This is a genomic window from Nocardia uniformis NBRC 13702 (assembly GCF_001613345.1).
In the GTDB taxonomy this organism is placed as follows: domain Bacteria; phylum Actinomycetota; class Actinomycetes; order Mycobacteriales; family Mycobacteriaceae; genus Nocardia; species Nocardia uniformis.
The window spans coordinates 37,975-58,583 of record NZ_BDCE01000028.1 but is presented as its reverse complement, the minus strand read 5'-3'; the positions used below and the strand labels follow the sequence as shown (position 1 = coordinate 58,583).

Annotated in this window: 20 protein-coding genes; 10 read left to right on the top strand and 10 right to left on the bottom strand. The window is 63.0% G+C overall.

Annotated elements, in window-relative coordinates:
* Nucleotides 1–38 precede the first annotated feature (38 nt).
* The 9 genes from pruA (at nt 39) to NU1_RS40120 (ending at nt 9,022) form a co-directional block, all read left to right on the top strand.
* The gene (pruA, locus tag NU1_RS08295; protein WP_067519048.1) at nt 39–1,688 is read left to right on the top strand and encodes an L-glutamate gamma-semialdehyde dehydrogenase; all 1,650 of its coding nucleotides are present in this window, start codon (nt 39–41) and stop codon (nt 1,686–1,688) included.
* Between the two features lie 14 nt (nt 1,689–1,702).
* Nucleotides 1,703–2,644, top strand: a complete 942-nt coding sequence (locus NU1_RS08290; protein WP_067519102.1) for a proline dehydrogenase family protein — start codon at nt 1,703–1,705, stop codon at nt 2,642–2,644.
* A 9-nt stretch (nt 2,645–2,653) separates the two neighbouring features.
* The gene (putP, locus tag NU1_RS08285) at nt 2,654–4,165 is read left to right on the top strand and encodes a sodium/proline symporter PutP (RefSeq protein WP_067519046.1); all 1,512 of its coding nucleotides are present in this window, start codon (nt 2,654–2,656) and stop codon (nt 4,163–4,165) included.
* A 262-nt stretch (nt 4,166–4,427) separates the two neighbouring features.
* Complete coding sequence (locus tag NU1_RS43085; RefSeq protein WP_067519045.1) at nt 4,428–4,901, top strand: helix-turn-helix domain-containing protein; 474 nt, start codon at nt 4,428–4,430, stop codon at nt 4,899–4,901.
* Between the two features lie 64 nt (nt 4,902–4,965).
* The gene (locus tag NU1_RS08275; RefSeq protein WP_245719998.1) at nt 4,966–5,565 is read left to right on the top strand and encodes a PIN domain-containing protein; all 600 of its coding nucleotides are present in this window, start codon (nt 4,966–4,968) and stop codon (nt 5,563–5,565) included.
* A gap of 156 nt (nt 5,566–5,721) precedes the next feature.
* Nucleotides 5,722–6,639, top strand: a complete 918-nt coding sequence (locus NU1_RS08270) for an alpha/beta hydrolase (RefSeq protein WP_067519099.1) — start codon at nt 5,722–5,724, stop codon at nt 6,637–6,639.
* Nucleotides 6,640–6,780: 141 nt separating this feature from the next.
* A complete protein-coding gene (locus NU1_RS08265) occupies nt 6,781–7,641 on the top strand; it encodes an Rpn family recombination-promoting nuclease/putative transposase (protein ID WP_067519041.1) in 861 nt (286 codons plus the stop codon).
* Between the two features lie 141 nt (nt 7,642–7,782).
* Nucleotides 7,783–8,106 (top strand): virulence RhuM family protein, encoded by a 324-nt coding sequence (locus NU1_RS08260; protein ID WP_157552046.1) that lies wholly within the window; start codon nt 7,783–7,785, stop codon nt 8,104–8,106.
* A gap of 334 nt (nt 8,107–8,440) precedes the next feature.
* The gene (locus tag NU1_RS40120; protein WP_169815017.1) at nt 8,441–9,022 is read left to right on the top strand and encodes an LppA family lipoprotein; all 582 of its coding nucleotides are present in this window, start codon (nt 8,441–8,443) and stop codon (nt 9,020–9,022) included.
* A gap of 76 nt (nt 9,023–9,098) precedes the next feature.
* Here the strand turns inward: NU1_RS40120 and NU1_RS08250 are convergent, their stop codons facing one another.
* From NU1_RS08250 to NU1_RS41180, 8 genes are all read right to left on the bottom strand, one after another.
* Nucleotides 9,099–9,386 carry a hypothetical protein gene (locus NU1_RS08250; protein WP_067519035.1) on the bottom strand — a complete coding sequence of 96 codons (288 nt, stop codon included), beginning with the start codon at nt 9,384–9,386 and terminating at the stop codon, nt 9,099–9,101.
* A 301-nt stretch (nt 9,387–9,687) separates the two neighbouring features.
* Complete coding sequence (locus NU1_RS08240) at nt 9,688–11,190, bottom strand: WXG100 family type VII secretion target (protein ID WP_067519031.1); 1,503 nt, start codon at nt 11,188–11,190, stop codon at nt 9,688–9,690.
* The gene (locus NU1_RS08235; RefSeq protein ID WP_157552045.1) at nt 11,187–11,504 is read right to left on the bottom strand and encodes a hypothetical protein; all 318 of its coding nucleotides are present in this window, start codon (nt 11,502–11,504) and stop codon (nt 11,187–11,189) included. The genes NU1_RS08240 and NU1_RS08235 overlap by 4 nt, the downstream gene beginning before the upstream one ends.
* A gap of 546 nt (nt 11,505–12,050) precedes the next feature.
* Nucleotides 12,051–12,836, bottom strand: a complete 786-nt coding sequence (locus NU1_RS41185; RefSeq protein ID WP_157552044.1) for a hypothetical protein — start codon at nt 12,834–12,836, stop codon at nt 12,051–12,053.
* 400 nt (nt 12,837–13,236) lie between these two features.
* Entirely contained in the window at nt 13,237–14,019 is a 783-nt protein-coding gene (locus tag NU1_RS08230; protein ID WP_067519027.1) for a hypothetical protein, read from the bottom strand.
* A complete protein-coding gene (locus NU1_RS08225; RefSeq protein WP_067519024.1) occupies nt 14,019–16,622 on the bottom strand; it encodes a TPR repeat domain-containing protein in 2,604 nt (867 codons plus the stop codon). Before NU1_RS08225 ends, NU1_RS08230 begins: the two co-directional genes overlap by 1 nt.
* Entirely contained in the window at nt 16,622–16,945 is a 324-nt protein-coding gene (locus NU1_RS08220) for a hypothetical protein (protein WP_067519022.1), read from the bottom strand. Before NU1_RS08220 ends, NU1_RS08225 begins: the two co-directional genes overlap by 1 nt.
* Before the next feature lie 151 nt (nt 16,946–17,096).
* Nucleotides 17,097–17,270: a hypothetical protein gene (locus NU1_RS41180; protein WP_157552043.1), complete on the bottom strand. Its 174-nt coding sequence runs from the start codon at nt 17,268–17,270 to the stop codon at nt 17,097–17,099.
* Between the two features lie 596 nt (nt 17,271–17,866).
* On the opposite strand from NU1_RS41180, the gene NU1_RS08210 reads away from it, so the two are divergent.
* Nucleotides 17,867–18,403, top strand: a complete 537-nt coding sequence (locus NU1_RS08210; protein ID WP_245719997.1) for a class I SAM-dependent methyltransferase — start codon at nt 17,867–17,869, stop codon at nt 18,401–18,403.
* Nucleotides 18,404–18,439: 36 nt separating this feature from the next.
* On the opposite strand, the gene NU1_RS08205 is transcribed toward NU1_RS08210, so the two are convergent.
* Both NU1_RS08205 and NU1_RS08200 read right to left on the bottom strand, forming a co-directional pair.
* Nucleotides 18,440–18,646, bottom strand: coding sequence for a DUF397 domain-containing protein (locus tag NU1_RS08205; protein ID WP_067519017.1), 207 nt, complete (start codon nt 18,644–18,646; stop codon nt 18,440–18,442).
* The gene (locus tag NU1_RS08200) at nt 18,643–19,542 is read right to left on the bottom strand and encodes a helix-turn-helix domain-containing protein (RefSeq protein ID WP_067519015.1); all 900 of its coding nucleotides are present in this window, start codon (nt 19,540–19,542) and stop codon (nt 18,643–18,645) included. Before NU1_RS08200 ends, NU1_RS08205 begins: the two co-directional genes overlap by 4 nt.
* Nucleotides 19,543–20,609 lie beyond the last annotated feature (1,067 nt).

Here is a 20,609-nt window from a genome sequence, read left to right as displayed (position 1 = left end):
ATCCGCACCGTACCCCGCATACGGTTGAGTGACTCGCTATGGATGCCATTACCGCGGTCCCTGCTCCCACCAACGAGCACATCAACTCCTACGCACCCGGCACCCCGGAACGCGCCCGGTTGCGATCCGCCCTCGCCGAGCTGTCCGACAATCCGACCGAGATTCACAATGTCATCGGCGGCCACCACCGCAACGGCGACGGGAAACGCATCGATGTGGTCGCGCCGCACCGGCACCGGACCGTCCTGGGAACCCTCACCACCGCCGAGGCCCCCGAAGCCCACGACGCGGTCGCCGCCGCCACCGCTGCCGCCCCGGCCTGGCGCGACCTCCCGTTCGACCAGCGCGCCGCCGTATTCCTGCGCGCCGCCGATCTGCTCGCCGGGCCCTGGCGCGAAACCATTGCCGCCGCGACCATGCTCGGCCAGTCCAAGACCGCCTACCAGGCCGAGATCGACGCACCCTGCGAACTGGTCGACTTCTGGCGCTTCAACGTCCATTTCGCCCGCCAGATCCTGGCCGAGCAGCCGATCTCCTCACCCGGCGTCTGGAACCGCGCGGAGTACCGTCCGCTCGAAGGCTTCGTCTACGCGGTGACCCCGTTCAACTTCACCGCCATCGCCGGGAACCTGCCCACCGCACCCGCGCTCATGGGCAACACGGTCATCTGGAAGCCTTCTCCCACACAGGCTTTGGCGGCCTATCACACCATGCGGCTACTGGAGGCCGCCGGATTGCCGCCCGGCGTAATCAATCTCGTCAACGGCCACGGCCCCAAGATCTCCGATGTGGTGCTCACCGATCCCCGGCTGGCCGGAGTCCACTTCACCGGATCGACCCGCACCTTCCAGCACCTGTGGCGCACCGTCGGCGCGAATATCGCTGAATACCACAGCTATCCACGCCTTGTCGGAGAGACCGGCGGTAAGGATTTCATCGTCGCGCACCCCTCGGCCGATCCGGACGTCCTGATCACCGCCATGGTCCGTGGTGCCTACGAATACCAGGGCCAGAAGTGTTCGGCCGCCTCGCGTGCCTTCATCCCGAAGTCGGTGTGGTCGCGCATCGGCGAACAGCTCATCGCCACCGTCGAGAACCTGACCTACGGTGACGTCACCGATTTCGCGAATTTCGGTGGAGCCGTCATCGATCAGCGGGCCTTCGACCGCAATGCCACCGCCATCGACCGCGCCAAGGCCACATCGAGTCTCACCGTCGCCGCCGGCGGCCACTGCGACGACAGCGAGGGCTACTTCATCGCCCCCACCCTGCTGCTCGGTGACGACCCCGCAGACGAGGCGTTCACCACCGAGTACTTCGGCCCGATCCTGTCCGTCCACGTCTACGACGACAGCCGCGCCGGAGCATTCGACGAGATACTGCGGCTGGTCGACTCCAGCAGCGGATACGCGCTGACCGGCGCGATCATCGCCCAGGACCGCAGCGCCGTCCAGGCCGCACTGCACGGATTGCGTTTCGCCGCAGGCAATTTCTACATCAACGACAAGCCGACCGGTGCGGTCGTCGGCCAGCAGCCGTTCGGCGGTGCCCGCGGCTCCGGCACCAACGACAAGGCCGGATCACCGCTCAACCTGATGCGCTGGACCTCACCGAGGTCCATCAAGGAAACCTTCGTCCCCGCGACCGCACACGAGTACCCGCATCAAGCTCCGGAGGTGACCCCGTGACCCTCATCAATCCCATGCGGCCCATGCTGCTCGCCGCCGCCCGCTCACCCCGGGCCGAGCGCACCGTCACCGGATTCCCGGTCACCCGCACCCTCGTCGACCGGTTCGTGGCCGGTGAGTCCCTCGCCTCGGCCCTGGCCACCGTCCGGGAGCTGCTCCAGTCCGGACGCTTCGTCAGCATCGACTTCCTCGGTGAGGACACCGTCGACCCGGCCCAGGCCCGGCTGACCGTCGACACCTATCTGGCCCTCATCGACGAATTATCCGCCCTGGCAGGCGATTCGGGAGATGTGCGGCCCGTCGAGGTGTCGGTGAAACTGTCCGCGCTCGGTCAGGCACTACCCAGGGACGGGCACCGGATCGCACTCGACAACGCCCGCGCCGTAGTGCGGGCCGCGCACGCCGCCGGGGTGTGGGTCACCTTCGACGCCGAAGACCACACCACCACCGACTCCACCCATGCGATCGTGCGTGAACTGCGCCGCGACTTCCCACAGACGGTCGGCACCGTCCTGCAGGCCTACCTGCACCGCACCGAGGACGACTGCCGCGCCTTCGCCGCCGAGGGTGCCCGCATCCGCCTGTGCAAGGGCGCATACGACGAGCCCGAATCCGTGGCATTCCGCCGCAAACCCGAGGTCGACGCGTCCTACCTGCGCTGCCTGAGCATCCTCATGGCCGGTTCGGGGTATCCGATGGTCGCCTCGCACGATCCGGTCGTCATCGGCACGGCGGAACTCCTCGCCACCGCCGCCGGACGCGGAAACACCGCCTTCGAGTACCAGATGCTGTACGGAATCCGCGATGCCGAGCAGGCACGGCTGGTTACGCTCGACCGACACGTGCGCGTATATGTGCCGTTCGGTGACCAGTGGTACGGATACTTCATTCGGCGATTGGCGGAGCGGCCCGCGAACGTCGCGTTTTTTCTGCGTTCCGCGACGTCGCGGAAGTAAGGAGTTGTCATGGTCGACCTCGATGGGGTCACTCTCGGAACCTTCATCGTGTATCTCGTCGCGATGGTGGCCATCGGGGTCTGGGTATACAACCGCACGAAAACCCTGTCCGACTTCGCATTAGGCGGCCGCAGCCTCAACGCCCCCACGGCCGCGCTGTCCGCGCAGGCCAGCGACATGTCCGGCTGGCTGCTGCTGGGCCTGCCCGGCGCGGTGTACGCCGCGGGCATCGGCGCGAGCTGGATCGCGGTCGGCCTCGCCGTCGGCACCTACCTGAACTGGCTGTTCGTCGCTCCCCGGCTGCGCACCTACACCGAACGCGCCAAGGACTCGGTGAGCCTGTCGGCCTACCTGGAGGAACGCTTCGAGGACCGCACCAGGGCGCTGCGGGTCATCTCCGCGGTAGTGATCCTGGTGTTCTTCACCGTCTACGTGGCCAGCGGCCTGGTCGCGGGCGGCGTGCTGTTCGAGCAGGTCTTCGGCGTCGAATCGACCCTGGCCATGACCGTCGCCGTCGTGGTGATCGTGGTGTACGCCTTCCTCGGCGGTTTCCTCGCGGTGAGCTTCACCGACGTGGTGCAGGGCCTGCTGATGTTCGCCGCACTGGTGGCGCTGCCGCTGATCGCGGTCGGCACCCTGGGCGGTTTCGGCGCACTGCGCAACGCCCTGAACGACGAATCACCCGCGCTGCTGGATATGAACGCGGAGGCCAGCTTCACCGGTGGCGTCTGGGGTGCGGGCGCACCACTGAGTTTCGTCGCGATCATCTCGCTACTCGCCTGGGGCCTGGGATATTTCGGCCAGCCGCACATCCTCGCCCGCTTCATGGGCATCCGCAGCCACAAGGACATTCCCACCGCCCGCCGCATCGGCACCTCGTGGGTCGTGGTGACCCTGGGCGCGGCCTGCCTGGTCGGTCTCGTCGGTATCAGCGTGCTCGACCAACCGCTGGACAACCCGGAAACGGTCTTCATCGCACTCGCCCAGCAACTACTGAACCCGTGGGTCGCCGGAATCGTCCTGGCCGCGGTGCTGGCCGCGATCATGTCTACGGCGGACAGCCAGCTGCTGGTGTCCTCGACCGCATTGACCGAGGACTTCTACCACGCCTTCCTCAATCGTGAAGCGTCCCAACGCAGTCTCGTCTGGGTGGGCCGCGGCTCGGTAATCGTGGTGGCCGTAATCGCCTACGTGATCGCACTCGGCGGGGGAGCGGTACTCGATATCGTCGCCTACGCGTGGGCCGGGTTCGGTGCGGCATTCGGACCGGTGATCCTGCTGTCGCTGTACTGGCCGCGCATGACCGGTGCGGGCGCACTGGCGGGCATTATCAGCGGTGCTGCGACAGTGGTGATCTGGCGTCAGATCGACGTGCTCGCGGACACTGGCCTGTACGAGATCATCCCCGGCTTCATCGTCGCGACCGTCGCCGCCGTGGTGTTCGGACGGTTCGTCGGTAGCCCGCCTGTGCGCAGCTGGGAAGGAGCCATGGGGCAGGCGGTGGAGGAACCGGCGCGTTGATGTCGAGTATCTAGCTCGAGGTTCCAGACACAAGCTCAGCACTGTGGCCCGCCGAAGCTTCGGCGGGCCACAGTGCTGAGCGGAACTGGTTGCAGCTCGAGAGACTGCGGTGATCGCAGCGCTGATCTCCCATTGGGTAGCGCCACGACCCCTGCGGCTCACGCCCACAGCTACCGCCCCCGTGCTGATGTAGCTTGCACTTATAAGTGCAAGTCGCTAATCTGGGCTGGCCACCGCGTTTGCGCAGCAGGGGAGTGGGTCGATGAGTGAAGCAGTGATACGTGACAATCGGGCCCTCGTGTCGCTCACGGAGAATGAGTTGGAGCAAGCGCGTGCCTTCACGGCGAGCGTAGGCAAGGTGCGCGATGTAGCAGCGGACTCGAGCGACGAAGCTGTTCTCGTCGGTCTCGGTCAAGGAAGTGCCGTTGAAATGCCCGCAGAGTTGTCGGCTCTGGTGGGGCGGATACTCGACCTCGTCGCCCACGGATGCACCGTCACCGTGGCGAGTGTGCCCAATGAGGTATCCACGACCACGGCGGCGAAACTGCTCGGGATATCGCGTCCAACATTGATGAAACTCATTGGCGAAGGAAGGCTTCCGGCTCACAAGGTTCGATCGCATACCAGACTCCTCAGTAGCGACGTCTTCGCGTACAAGGATCAGCAACTGGCCGAGCGCCGTCGCGCCTTTTCGGAACTTCGGGACATCGAGGACGAACTCGGCATCGAGTTTTGACGTATTCGCTTGTCCAACTTCTGATTTCGAACCCCTATCCTCCGCTCGCGGTAGCATGGCCGCCATGGTCAACGGGTGGGGGATGAAGGTTCTCGTCGACGCCAATGTTCTCTATTCGCGTACATTCCGAGACTGGTTGGCCCTGTTGTATCTACACGGTGGCGAGATGTTCGAAGTCATGTGGACCGACGACATCATGGCCGAGTTCGTCTACCACCTGCGAAAGAAGAACCCGTTCCTCGCCGACGCTCAGGTCGGCGGTATCCGCCGTCGGCTGGAGAAGGTCTTCGAGGCGGGCCGGATCAGCGGATTCACCATCGACCCGTCGTGCGACTACACCGATCCCGGTGACGCTCATGTCCACAGCGCCGCTGTCCACGGTCAGGTTGACATCCTGCTGACCGGCAACACCAAGGACTTCCGCGAGATGGACCACCTCACATACGAGGTCTACTCGGCGGATGAGTTCTTCGAACTGGTGGATGACAGTAGCCCCGACGCGGTGCTTGCTGTCACGAGGGAACAACTCGTATACCACCTTCGCCGGAGCACCGACAGCAGGGTGTCGCTACCCGACATGCTGGTCAGGGCGGGAGCACCGGCATTCGCCAACCGCGTGCGCAAACACCTGCAAACCGTGGATATCAACGAACTGCTGACATGATCGGTCGCGCAAGACCATCGAATGCGACCGGGCGAACTGGTCGACGGCTGGACGTAAGTGGTTTTGCTCAGCAGCGACCTGGCTGCCCGACACCATCGCCCTCGTTCCGAGGATCCGCAACGCTCGCCGAAACCAGCAATCGCTAGGGTGGTCTCCGTGCAACTCGGACTGGCCAATCTGATCGACCCTCGCCTCCACCTTCTCGTCGACGAGTCACGCGCCTTCTATGAAAAGCGCACGGCTGGAAGAGGTCCGAACAGTTCAGAGGAGCTGCGCACATTCCGAGCCGGTGTCGCCGAGCCCACCCCGGCTACTCCGCCAGCCGTCGAAGAGCTCGTCGTCGCCGACGGACGCAGCGTCCCACTGCGGATCCACACTCCCGTGGACACGGCGGCGAACGGCGTGTTCATGGACATCCACGGCGGCGGCTTCTACATGGGATCGGCCGCTGACAGCGACGTCCGCAACCGCCAGCTCGCCGACGCACTCGGCATCGTGGTCGCGAGCGTGGACTACCGGCTCGCACCCGAACATCCATGGCCGGCCGCTCCGGACGATTGCGAAGCCGCCGCGCTCTGGCTCATCGACCACGCCCAGAATCGTTTCGGCACAGCGAAGCTCGCTGTCGGCGGCTTCTCGGCCGGTGCAACGCTGGCAATGACCACGCTGCTGCGCCTGCGTAATCGAGGGATCACCGCATTCGACTGTGCTGCACTGCAATTCGGAACCTATGACCTGAGCGCACACACCCCGGCCGGGCGGCTGATCGCCGACGAGTACTTCCTCGAGGCCTACGCCGGGGCGGCACCGGACCGCACAAACCCGGACCTCTCACCGATCTACGCCGAACTCTCCAACCTGCCTCCGGTCCTCATGGTCGTCGGAGAGGCCGACATCCTGCTCCAGGACAACCTGGCCATGGCCGCGCGACTATCAGCCTTCGGCGCAGACGTCGACCTCCGCGTCTATCCTGAATCGCCCCACGGGTTTACGGGACACCCGACCCGGATGGCGCAGGCCGCACTCGACGATATCCAGGCATGGCTAGGCGCTCACCTGCGCCCGGCACTGTGAACCCGAACCCGACTGGGGGAACCTGGCTGCCAGGCATCGGGCATCACCCCTTCTGAATTCGGGCGTGTGCCCTGGTCAGGTGAACGTGACCGCAGCGGAGTTCGGCGTGTCGCAGCCGGTTCGGGCGTAGGTTGCCCGATCATGGCCGATCCGGTGCCCAATCCGCATGACGCGTTGTTCCGCAAGATCCTGGCCCGTCCGGCCGACGCGGCGAGTGAACTGCGTGCGGTGCTACCGGAGAAGATCACCGCCCATATCGAGTGGGACACACTGGAGCTGCAGCCCGGTAGCTACATCACCCAGGACCTGCGGTCACGCTACAGCGATCTGGTTTTCCGCGCCCGGATCGATAACCGCACCGCCTACCTGACTGTGTTCATCGAACACCAATCCAGCCCTGACCCGCTCATGCCATTGCGGATGCTCGAATACGTGACTGGTTTTCTGACTCAGCACGTCCACACCCACCGCAGCACCACCGTGCCCGCCGTCCTGGCTCTCGCGATCCATGCTGGGCCGGACGGACGGCGCTGGAGCTACCCGACCGAACTTTCGGAGCTGTTCGACCTGGACCCGGCCACCCGCGAGGACCTGGGTGAGTACCTGCCCCGGTTCCGGATCCTGCTGGACGACCTCACCGTGCACGACGTCCCCGCATTGCGCGCACGCCATCTCACACCGCCGACACCGCTGACGTACGTTTTCCAGCAGAGCAATATCAGCGATACGGAATTCGAACCCATTACCGAGCAGGTCGGTTCCCGCGCTCGAGAGGCCCTCATGACCCTGGCAGAACAACTCAAAGAAAAAGGTCGCGCTGAAGGCGAAGCGCGAGGTGAAGCGCGAGGACGTGCGGAGACGCTGGTCGAGCAGCTGGAGTCGAAGTTCGGGCCGTTGCCTGCGGAGACAGTCGCCATGGTCCGCGCCGCGCGGATTGCCCAGGTGCGGCAGTGGGCGGCGCGGGTGCTCACCGCCGACACCATCGACGCAGTATTCCAATAGAGGGTGCCACCCGTCAGGGTCGACATCGGCGCTACTACGGAGGGGCGCCAGGCTGCCGGCGCAATGATCCCAGGCGGCCACGATTGCCTGTTGGCAGCGCTCGGTGTATCTGCCGTACCCGGAAGCAGGAGAAAAATCAGGATGGAAGAAACCTTCGACGCTGATGCCGACGCTGCGGAGAACCTCGATGCCCGTGCCGCGGTCGTCGTCCCAGGAGAGTTCGTCGTCTACAACACGGAGGACGGCCGCACTGAAGTGCAGCTCCGCACGGTCGATGGCACGGTGTGGCTGACGCAGCGTGAGATGTCGGATCTGTTCGACAAGAGTGTGCCGACCATAAACGAGCACATCAAGACCATTTATGCCGACGGGGAGTGTGTGACGGAGGCAACTATTCGGAAATTCCGAATAGTTCGGTCGGAAGGTGAGCGCGAGGTCGAGCGCGAGATCGATCGGCATAGGTAGTCAGGTGGCGGCGACAATCACGGCCCGCACGGGCTGCCATATCCCCGGGCCTGGCTGGAAGGCACTGCTGACGTCGACGACCAAGCCACCTTCACCCGCACCTCGATAGCTCCCGACCGCACGAAACTGCGGTGGTTTCGGTCCGAGTCCGGCGACGAACCCAGATTCAGTCATCTCGATACTGATGTTGGGCCGACTCGAGACGGAACCGGACGGTATCTCGACGGAGCCCACGGGTGCAGCGCGTACCTCGTCCCGGCGGGAAGACCCACGCATACCCGGCTACAACCTCGCCGCCACCGTGGCTGGCCCCAGGAAATGTGGTGTATACCAAATGATTTCACGAGGATTGAAGCTGCTCACTGGGCTTGTGGTAAGCACCTTCTGCATTACCGCCTGCGCTGACCCTTACGAGAAGAATTCCCCCACCGACACCACGATAGGGGCCGAGACGCTGAAAATCAGACCAGCACTTGAAGACGAGGTCAACGCACTCGAACAGGGGATGGTCGAAATCGGCACGGCGGTCACGACTCTCGATCCCACAGTGCAGTGGCAGTGGAACCGTGAACTCGGCGCTGTCGGATGTTCGAAGCCTTTCGATAAGACCGACGGCTTGCGAGCGTTGCTTCCGCACTACTACTCGCCCAGTCCCATCTCCGACGACGTTTGGCCGCAGGCTGTCGAAGCGACCCGAATCGTCGCGGCGCGATTCGGTGCCACAGAGATGCAGGTGTTTCAGGACAAGCCAGGTAATCATGACGTCCGCTTCTACGCGGAGGACGGCACCGTGATCGGTATCGGCTCTCAGGTGGCGGCGTCGATTACAGCGCACTCGGGTTGCCGCGTTCCAGGTCCCGGCTGGAATACACTGCTGACACCGACTTCCGCGCCGCCGTCCCCCGTACCTCGATAGCCCGCTGGATTGCCGGTGTGACCGAGAACTAGGCTGAATCCCAACTCAGACAGGGCGATCCGGACGAGTATCCCGATCACACGTTGAACGCCGCAAGGCCGATCCCGATCGACACGACAGAGGTCAAGACGCCGATGAGCATGCCGACTCCCACCTGACGGGCGGCTCCAGCACGAGGCACAAGCAGGACAGCGGTCACGACCTCAACTGGCAGGACAATGAGGTAGAGCACCCACAGGTACGGAATCACCACTACCGGAACGATATTCAGGAACAGAACCGTGCCGGCGGCAGTGAACGATGGGCTGCCGACCCATATCCTGTCCAGATTCGAGGGCCCAGGGAGCTCAGCCGACTCGGCCATCAGACCCACCCTCCCCGGTACAGCAGTCCCGCCAATAGTCCAGCCGTCGCCACTATCGCGGAGGCGACCACCACGCCGCGTGACGCCCCGCGAGCAGCACTCGACGCCGAACCTCTCAGCACCGCCGCGATTGCGAGCCCGATCCCGACCGGTATCAGGAATGCGACGGCGGGCAGTCGAAGGTAATCAGGATCGCGAAACCTCAAAATGACTGCGAGAACGGCGAGTTCGACAACGCAGGCAGCGGACACGCTGGCCGTCGCGGCAATCCAATACGACGAGCCCCATTTTCCTTGCGGCATCAGATCGTTCCTTCCGGGAGTGGAACGCGTGGAGGATTCGCTGTCGGTCCGAATGGTGTCGACTGCTTCGCCGGTCCGGGCACGTCGTAGGTGTTGTTCCATTCGTGGAAGGGGCGAAATGCCAGTTCTCCGAGCCCGATCTCGTGGTGGAGAGGCAGGTTCACACTCGGTCCCCAGGAGCGTCCGGTTACCGCGGGATCGGTCACGACTGTCCGGGTGTTGCCTTGCGGGTCATCTTGATACACCTCCAGCGAGGGGTAGTCCGTACGTACGCCGTGCACCTCGACGCCGCTCTCGCTCGGAATGAAAACCAGATCCCCATTGACGGTGACCGGATGGTCATCGAACTTGGTATCGAGTGGCGGATCCGCGGTCCAGTCCGGCGCGAATGGATTTCCGGCGTCGTACTTGATCCGCACCGAACCACTGTCGGTCTGCCAGACCTCGCCGACGGGAGCGGAAACCTGCACCTCTCCCGCGCTGCCGTCGGCGTTCTGCCGAACGGACGGGTTCTGCCGCATGACGACAATCCCGTTCTCGTAGTCGATGTAGGTGGTGACTTTGGCGTGCTCGGGATCGAACTGTGGGTCGGCTGTGCGATTGTCACCCAGGTCTCTCCGCGGTGGGGGCCAACTGGTGACGTCCCGCTGCTCGATGTACTGCGCGGCCCGCACAACGCCCTGTCCACGCACGGGCTCGATCTTGACCACCTGGATCGCCGGGGCCACGCCCTGAAATTTCGGCGTGTAGCTGTGTGGATTCAGGACGTGTGCCGTTTGCCAGTCGGTTGGCGTTGTCGGTGGTCGGCCGAACAGCTCTTTGAACGCGACCGCAGCCGCCTGGGTTCGTTCCTCGCTGTATCCGTCGGGACCCAGATCGGGCTGACGCTGATAGACGGCATCGCCGGGGTCCGCGGTGCCATTGATGGTGGGGGCGTCGATCCCATCGCCGAAATGATTTCCGGCCCAGCGGATTTGCCATGCCGCTTCACGAATGAGTCGGTCGACCTGATGAGCGGCATTGCGCAGTTCCGTGAGGGCCTTGGCGATCAGGTTCTGGTGGTCCTGGGCGGCGCGGCGCAGATCGGCGTGCTGGTCGGCCGGGACGGTATCGGCGATGGTAAATGTGATCGACCAGTTGTCCTCGACCTTCATGGCCGTACCCGCACCCGCGGCGTCCGGGGCTTCGGCATCAGCGACCTTCCGCAGCAGGTTGTCGCGCTCCCAATACAGGCGGTCGGCCGCTTCGCCGAGAACGGTCACCAGGTCGTTGGTCTCTTCCCAGATCTTGCGTGCCTGCCGGTGGTCTTCGATGACGCGGTCATAGGCGGCGTCATGGGCGCGCCCGACCCAGGCGGTGCCGACGTCAGCGAGGTGTTTCGGCAATCGGTCGACCTGGTGTGAGAAGGTGCTGTTCCCGGTGGTCAGTGTGGTTGCCAGGCTGGCGAGCTGGCTGGTTCTCCAGGCCGTGACGTGGGCTCGGGTGAGATTCCAGCCGCTCACCGCGGCCCCGGTGGGGTTTGAAAGTCGAACTCATCGAGTCGGGCGGCGAAGCTCGTATCGGTGGCAGTCAAATCCGCGGCCGTCTGGCGGATGGCGGACGAGACCTGGCCGACTCGCCAGGAAACCCGCAGCCACGCACCTTCGACATACTCGGTGGCCAGCGCGCATGCGGAATCGATCGGCGTGCCTGGCAATGCGCCAGCGACCTGCTTGGCAGCCGTGCGGACATCGATATCATCGACCTGTTTTGCCACGTCGTCGGCGGTGGTCGATAACGCATTCAGCCGGTCTATATCTACTTGTAGGAGCGCCACAGAGATCCCCTAGCAAACGAGTGGAGTTCGTTAGGACAATAACCTGCGACGTTGCCATCCTGCCGACGCGGCTTGCGGGTAGACGAGTTGCGGGCGGTCTGTGAAGCCCAGTTCCGAGGATGTCGGCCGTACGCTGTCGAAGGGACCTCGATCACCGCCCACTCAGGATGAAGGCTTCCTGGTCCCCGCTGGAATGCGCCCTTGACACCGCCACCTACGCCTTCGTCCGTGCCTCGATAGCCGCCCGAACGCCACCGGCGCTATCCGATGGGCACGGATCGTGAGTAGGGCTGCGCCAGGAATATGGCAGAAGGTCAGGCTGGATTTCCATCAGTTTGTCGACACATGGCCCGGCGTTGATGTTCGACGGTCCTATGTGGGATGCGTTCGTGGACGGCATCCGGGCGGGGCAGTTCGACCGCTGAGCCGGAGTCGGATTCGAGAATCTTGAATCCTCGCGTCACTGTCAGGGCCAGGCTTGACGACCTGATGCGACCCGCCACCCAACTGCTGCTCACCGACTTTCACGCGCAGCTGGAAGGGTAGCTAGTGCAGTTTGGGCCAGCCGGGGTAAGCGGGCAAGGTCTGGGGCGGATTGTCGGTGGTGACGGTTTCACCCTCAGCCGGGGCGTCCGGATCTAGGGTCGCCACCCAAGGTGCGCAACGTTCGCTGCGATAGTCATCAGGCGCAGCGAGGTCGATCGTCCAGCTTTGGAATAGGTTGTCTTCGGGTGCCTGCCATTCCGCTGGACCTGACGTGCGCGGTGTGGGCGTGGCTACTGGCGTAGTGGCCGGTGTCGTTCCCGAGGGGGCCTCAGATTGCAACGGGGTGTTACTGATGAAGGTGATGGTTTTTGAGTTCCCGAGGCGACCGGTGCGGGAGGTGTTGTATATGCCGTCGCGCTGGTAAGCGAAGGCTTTGAACAGCTCGCAGGTCCGCGCGGTGAATCCGGTGCTGGTTGGTGTGACATCAAGGATGTGCTTGTAAAGCGTGCCGTACGCAGTCGTGTCGCGGGTCGACCTTCGGAAGTAAAGGTCTCTAGTGGTCGGGTCAGTCACGGCGTCGTTGAATCCTGGATAGGAGTCTTCCGGTCCGGCGAGTATGGCGACCTCGAGCGCTTCAGCGGCGGCGCGGACGAGAGTCGAATTCGAATCGAACAGATCGACGCCTGGTTCGGCGGACCAAATGACAGTAGCGTTGCGAACCTCTTCGGGCGGGCGATAGGCCGGTGTGCCGGTGTCTGCTGGGGGAGCGGACGGGCTTGTGGTGCAAGCGGCCGTGAGTAACAGGATCGCCGAGGCCCATGCGGTGCGGAGACAGGTACGGTTCATTGGCCGCGGTACCTCCTCAGTGATGTTGGACTTTGTGATGTCGCTATGACGGCAGTCTGGTGATGAGCTGTTTTGCCGCTACCTTCCACTCATCGTCGGTTGGTGCGGGCATTGGGGCGGCTTGGTCGTCGGGGCCGGTCTGAAATTCACCGAAACGGCAAGCGTGTCAGTGAATATCACTGCGCCCGAGGTGTGGTCGCCGCGCTCCCAGGTGTGCATATATCGGGCAACTCCGGGGATCTCGCGGGAACCGGTCGCGTCTCGGTAATGCGCTCCCTTGTAGGTGGTGCCGCGGTACGTTTCGAGTCGTGCGGAATCCACCGCAGCCGAACCGGTGATGCTATTCGCTCGGCAACCTTCATAACATCACCCCAGAGCTCACCGTGTAGCCGGAAGGTGGTTAGTGCAGTTTGGGCCAGCCGGGGTATGCGGGCAGGGCCTGGGGCGGGGAATCAGTGGTGACGGTTTCGGTTTCGGCTGGGGCGTTCGGTTCGAGGGTCGCGATCCAAGGGGCGCAGCGCTCGCTGCGGTAATCGTCGGCAGAGCCGGGTTCGATGGTCCAACCCTCGAACAGGTTGTCCTCCGGTGCCTCCCACTCAGCTGGGCCGGAGGTACGCGGTGACGGGGTCGTCGACGCCGGAGTGGATGTCGTCGTCGCGCGCGGGATCTCTGTGTGCGACGAGGCGATATTACTGAACGTGATGGATAGAGCATTGCCGCGGCGCCCACTTTGGGGGATCTTATAGCCGTGTTCGCTCTCATAGGCGAATTCCTTGAAGAGTGTGCAAGTGAGTGCGGTGAATCCTCCGTTGGTGGGGATGATGTCGAAGATGTGTTTGTACAAGGTGCCGTATGCGGTTGCGCGACTCCCGCTTCTGAAATAGATGTCCCGTGTGGTCGGGTCGGTCACGGCTTGGTCGAAGCCCGGATATGATTTCTCGGGTCCTGCCAGGACAGCGACCTCGAGTGCCTCGGCGGCAGCGCGGACGAGAGTCGAGTGCGAGTCGAACAGGTTGACATCAGATTCAGCAGACCAGACGACGGTCGCATTGCGGACCTGTTCAGGTGGGCGATATGCCGGAGTGCCGGCGCTGTCTGGCGGGTTGGAGGTGCTCGTTGTGCAGCCAGCTGTGAGCAGCAAGATTGCCGAGGCCAAAGTGGCGCGAAGGCGGTTACGGTTCATTAGTCGCGTCGCCTCCACTGGTTACTGCGATCAGCGTTAGTGCTGTCATTTTTCAGGACGTCTTCGAGGGCGACCTGGTTGTTGGTGTTGCCTCGGTAAAGAATGTCACGATTGTTGATCGTAGCTGTTTCGGTGACGGCATCCGTGTAGTCGGTCTTGTCAGTAACGCCACCGTCTTTGATGATCTGCGGCAACGCTTTGAATGCCTCATTGATTACTGGAGTTCGATCAGGATCTGCGGAGATGACTGCCACGTATGTTTTGAGGGTTCCGTCTGGATTGCGAAATTCTGCTGGGACGGTTGATGGGTCGATGTGACCGCCGTTGACGAGTCCTTGCATCATGGCGTACATCCGGTTGTTGGCATCGCCGATCTCTCCGGGGTTGTACTTGCTGTAATCAGTTCCATCGCTGGTGATTTCGAGTTCATTGAACGGGTTGACAAAGGTGCCGTCAACGGAAGTGATGTCGTTCTTGAAGAACTCGGTAACCGCTGCCGCAGCGGCGTATTCGGGACCGAATCCGCCAAGGAGGATCTGCCCAGCGGTGTAGGCGGCGGCGTACTTCTGTTGTTTCGCGGTATCGGCATCCGCAGCGTTGAGCTGGCGGTCGGCGATTTCAGCCTCGATGCCAGCGTTGACGAGCCAGCGCAGGTCGCCGGATTGGGTACCAAGCAGATGATCCTGGTCACCATTGGCGTAACGGTCAGCGAAGATGCCGTCGATGCGTTCGGCCTCGGCGAGTGCGGCGCTGTTGATGATGGTTGCGGCGTCGGGGTCGGTGTCGAGGATGCTGAACACTCGGGTGGCTTCGATAGGTCCGCCGAGATCACCGAATCCGACGGTGTTCTTCAGATCATCGTTGGCATCGACCATGTCGAGCGTGTACGGCGCGAGCGCGGCGGCCAGCGCCTTGGTGGCGGTGGGATTGACCTCACCGAGGGATTGGCCGTCGTGGCCAGGGAGATCCAGCCAGGACTCGTAGAGGTTCTGACCATTGAGCCCGGACTCGGTGGTCGACAGCAACTGTGCCAATCCGTAGGCGGCTTCACCGGCTTGGCGGGCGTCTTCGACTTGCACGAGATTGCTCGGGTCGGTAATCCGCGCGTCCTCGTTGATCCAGGTGAACATCTCCGAGAGGCTTTCACCGTCATCGCTCCACCCGTGCGTCAACAACGGCACCAGTAACTCATCGCGGTGGTAGCCGTCGCCATACTCCTGGCCCGGCGTGCCCTTGCCGAACAGTTCCTCGGACCCGTTCCCGGTGAGGAGCGCGTAATTGGCTTCGTCGCTGCGGGTTCCGGCACCGACCAGATCCTGGATCATCTGCTCAGCAGGGCCGTCATGGGTGCCGCCGGAGGACCACTTGTCGGCAAGGACGGCTTGGTGCGCGCCTTGGCGTGTCAGTTCCATACCGAACCGCTGCCCAGGCTCCGAGCCTTCCCCAGCGGCGTTCATCAGACTCGCGAATCGCTTCAGATCGCGGTCGTACTCCTCGGTCGCGCCACTGTTATTTCCGAACAACCCGCCGCTGCGGTAGTCGTCGGGCACCTCGCGGGTGTTCCCGTCCGGCAGGTCTAGACCTGGCCGGGTACCGACCAATTCCTGAACTTCGGGGTGCAGTCGATCGTATCCGCCGCGCATCGAGACGGCGCCGGTTCCGTTCGAGTTGCGAACGACGACCTTCTCGTTGGACAGGATCATGAGCCCATCGGCCAGATCCTCACGCAGCTGCGTCGCCTGCGGAGACCCGTTGTTCTTCAACTGTTCTGAGAACGAGAGAAGACCATCGCGCCCGGCAGTCGCATAGAACTCGTCGAGATAGGCCATCGCGGTCACCGGGACGGTGACTTCCTGACCGTTGGCGAGCGCGGCGAGCTGTTCCGGCGTCAGGCCGGCTTCGGCGAGACGCGCGGCGATCCGCTGGATCTGGGCCTCGGTGGCAGTGCCGTCCGCGATTGCTTCGCCGTCTTCACGGCCGGTGTCGTAACCCAACTCGGTATCGCGGACCAGACCGCCCTCGGGCAACGCGGAATTGATCCCGTCACCGAAGTAAGTGCCGCGATCACGCGCCTCCTGGGAAGCGGTGGTGACCTTCTGAGCTTCCTCGAACGCCGCGTCCCGCAACGACATCAACGCCGTGCCAATCGCATCCTGATGAAGTTTGCAGGCGTCGCGGATCTGCTTCTTCTGCTCGTCAGTCACGCCGTCGGGTGTCGTCGCCGAGACGAGCCACGAATCGCTGACTGTGACTTTCTCACCCGCTATCGCGCCAGCTGGATCTTCGGCGTCGGCGACCTTGTTGAGCAGGGTTTCTCGCTCGTTGTGCAACCGGGTATCGGCGGCCCGCAGCGCGGTGACGATGTCGTCCACCTCGTCACCGACTTTGAGGCTTTCCCGATGCTCCTCGCCGATCCTGTTATAGGCGGCGTCGTATGCCTTGCCCGCCCAGCTGCCATTGAGATTGGCGAAATGGGTGGACATCGAACCCGACTTCTCGTCATAGGTCTTGGCTGCCGTCTCGATCGCCCCGGCCAGGTCCGACAGCGCGCTGGTTTGCCATGCGGTGACGTTCGCTCGAGTCAGATTCCACGCTTGGGCCATCAGCCGTTATCCGCGGCCCGGAAGTCGAAGCCCGCCATCAGGTCCACGAACTCACCCTCGCTGACTTTCTCGGCCGTGTTGTAGGAGTTGGCGGCTTGCGCGATCGTGGTCCCGACCCGCCCGATCCGCTCCGCCACGCGATACCAGCCATGCTCGATGTTCTCGGTGGCCAGATCGCACGTGTCCCCGAACACCGTTCCGGGCAACGCGGCACCGACGGGCACGGCTGACGAGCGCACATCGATTCCATCGATCGCGGTCTTGATTCCGTCGAGTGTCGTGGCCAATGCCCGGAGTTGGTCGATATCAGCCTGCACCAACATGGCGCTCCCCCTTGAAAAAGTGCGCGTTCTTCACCAGTTGATCTTTGGTCGTCGATCCTACGACAAATTCCCGCGAGTCTGGCGTCCGAGTCCGAGGGTGACGCAGCTGCACCCCCGTCGTGCCCGATCGCGGCATCGTCTCGGTGAACCGTCACCACGGGGGAGCGGAGATGCTTCCGCGGGTGCGCTCGTCCTGCCAGTCCTCGTATTCGATCGCGGCGTTGTATTCCGGCTTCGCATCCGAATCAGGTGGCGCGTTCTCGGCCCATCGAGGAGGATCGATGATGCTCCAGTTCTGTTCGGCCTGCCAGTCTTCGTACGTCACGGCGGCATCGTGAACTTGTCTGGCAGTCGGATCGACTGTGGTGCTTTCGCTTTCGGGATGTAGTGGGGAACTCTCTTCGCTCTCCGCCTGTCTCATGGCCTCGGCGAACTCCGCCGGGAGCCCGGCATACGGATCATCTGACACTGTCGTCTCCTTCTCGCCCCGCCTGGCTCGAACAGCACCCCAGTCCGAAACTAGCTCATTGCTCAACCGTGACGACGTTCGACTCCGCGGGCATAGATTCTCAGCAGAACATCGCGCCCGGTAAGTTCACCAGCTGGCAGGTCGGACATAGTGTCAATCCTTGAATCACTTCGACTATCCAAAGGAACGGCGAGCTGGTTTCCACGCCCCAGTCCACAATCGAAGGTAGCTGCAAGTTTGCAATCTTTGGTGGCAAGCGCGGCTGCCACCGTGCGCAACCAGATCTTCCTGTCGAGGTGCTGCCACCAGCTGTTCACCGCTGACCGTGAAAGACTGGCCGTGTGTCGGTCTTGGATCCAATAATGCGTCGATTCGCTCACCAGTTGGGGCACCCGACCGGTGTCGCCGGGTCATTAGTCGGACGACTGCTCGATCGTGCGAACCGCGGCCCGGTGACAGGCTCGGTGGAAGCGCTCGGAGTCGAATCCGGTACCGCAGTGGCGGATATCGGTTTCGGAGGCGGATTAGGTCTTCGGCAACTCATCGATAAGGTTGGACCGCAAGGCGCCACCCATGGCATCGATATCTCGACACAGGCGATGTCCGACGCGCGCCGTCGGTTTCGACGCGAGATAGCCGAACGTCGCCTCCATTTGACCCAAGCTCCGATGGATCGAATCCCACTGCCGGGCAACAGCCTTGATAGGGCGATGACCGTGAACACGCTCTACTACGTCCCGGATGAGGATTTGCGACCGTCAATTGACGAGCTGGCGCGGGTATTGCGGCCGTCGGGACGGTTGGTGGTGGGCCTCGGTGATCCAGACTTCATGGCAACCTTGCCATTCAGCGCCGGACTGCGGCTGCGACCTCTCGATGAGGTCGTTACCGCGATCGTGGCAGCGGGTTTGGTGGTCGTCGATCACCGTCGAGTGGGCACGAGCGACCGCGCGTTTCATGTGTTTGCCGCAGAGCCGAGCAAAGGGTAAGCCGTCGACCACTAAACGCTTGTGTTGGCGTATCACCTAGGGGCAGTTGAACTCTCCAGACTGCAGTACGGCAACGAAGTGGTCCCATTCGGCGGGCCCGAACACGAGCGCCGGACCGCTAGGGTCCTTCGAGTCCCGCACTCCGATCATGCCGCCAGTCAGGTGTGCCGCCTCGACACACGCCTCACCCCCTCCGCTGCGGCTGCTCTTGAACCAGCGTGCACCCGACAGATCAATGTTCACGCTTCGAACTCCTTCGCTACCCGCCTGAGCAGATGCTTGCTATCTGCCACGCCCAACGCTACCCGGCCGATCGTCTCGTGCATCTCCACGTATCGGCTCACCACATCGGTGCGTTCGTAGTACAGCCTGGAGCCGTAGGACTCGACGTACACCGTGGTGGGCTCAATAGGGGTGCCCGTGATCGGATCGGTTGCGAATCTCAGGATTACAAATGGTCCAGGCGCAATTCCAAGCGGGAACCCAGCTGAAAATGGAACGAGCCGGACTCGGACATTCGACGGAGTGTCAGCCAGCCGCCACAGCTGCGCGGCCATGATCTTCCGGCTCCCGACAAGTCGTCTGATCACAGCTTCATCGATCAACAAATCTACCTCGACAGGAGCGAGTCTCCGCTTGATGGAGCTCTGCCGCTGCATCCTCACCTGAATGCGTTGTTCCAGCTCCATCGGTGTCTCGGAGCTGAAGTAAAGTCGATCGAGTTCTCTTGCGTAGTCGGCTGTTTGGACTACACCCGGTACCTGGTCTGACTGGTACATCGTGATGTGCGCAGCGGCCGACTCCAGGCTGACGTATGTTTCGAAGTCATTCGGAATCAGATCCTCATATCGATGCCACCAGACCTTCTCGTCCACCGGCCGGCTTCGCTCATCAGCCTGCGTGGCGAGAGCTTTGAGTGCGTCCATCTTGGCTTCAGCGTTGTAGAGCCGACACAGGGCCTCGATATCCAAGAGGCGAATCCGAGGGCTCTCACCCTTTTCCAGCCGTTGCAGGGTCCCGGCCCCGCGCTCGATGAGCCGAGCGGCATCCGCGATCGATATCCCCGCAGCCTGACGTAGTTCACGAAGCTGCCTCCCGAGCTGTCGTCGGGGGATCGTTGTCGGGTTCTTGCCGCTCATTAGCACTGCTCCCGAATTTGGATGGCACCCATATCGATTCGTGGACTGAACTTTCGAGCCTCTGGGTGTGAGTGTGCGCGCTGGGTGGATGACATGCTTGAGAAACGGATGAATGTGTCTGGATGGTCCAAATTTGCTGGCAGTCCGGCTTTCCCAGGCATCTACTGCTGGTGTGCCCGATGGCCGGAGTGCTCGCCGCATCCGTCGTCTCTGATCGGCAAGCCGACGTGGAACACCAGGACAACACCGGTCATCGGCGTCCCCGGCCGTGCGCAACCGCGTGGAAGTTTAGGAGCCGCAACGATGTACAACCTTCCGCCTACCGACCACATGCCCCTGCCTGTGATGACCGTCGAGGAGGCCCACCGGGTCATGCAAGATCACATCGACTGCCTGATCACGCTGTGTCCCCGTAAGCGTCAAGCAAAGGCTCGGCTAGTCGAAGAGGCCCGCTTGATCCCCGCTGGAGCAACATCTGTGGAGGTCCGATCATGAAGCTCAACCCAGCCTTCTGTCGGATGCCTGAGCGACCGATCACGAATGTTTCCGTCGCTCATAAGGAATTTCAGAAGCACCGGGACTGCGACGCTGGTCGGTGCCAAATGGGCGCATACGTCCGCAACCTTCTGCTGCAGTGGAGACATGGGCTCGGTCCGGTGGGTATGTGCCCGGTCTGTCAGGGTCCTGAAATAGGCGGGGAGCCAAAATGATCGGTCAGTTGACATTCTTGGCGATCGGCATGATCGCAGGAGGCTCGGTCCGGTGGATGCCAACGGCGGTTACCGCATGGCTGAAAAGGTCAAGAACGCCGGGGTGTAGCCCAGGGTGTTCAGTTGCCGAGATCCAAGCTCGTATCGAAGCTGAGCATCGCAGCTTGCGCAATGCAATGTCTTTGAACTGTTGAGGCGCAGGTCGCTGCAGCCGTTGTCCAGTGGCTCAGGCCTCGCGTGGCGGGGAGAACACCACCCCTCCTCGTCCGGACCGTCGAAGGTGAGCTCAGCCCCGCGCGTGCGGGGAAGACACGACGGCGGGCAAGCCACAGCGCGAACCGACCGGGCTCATCCCCG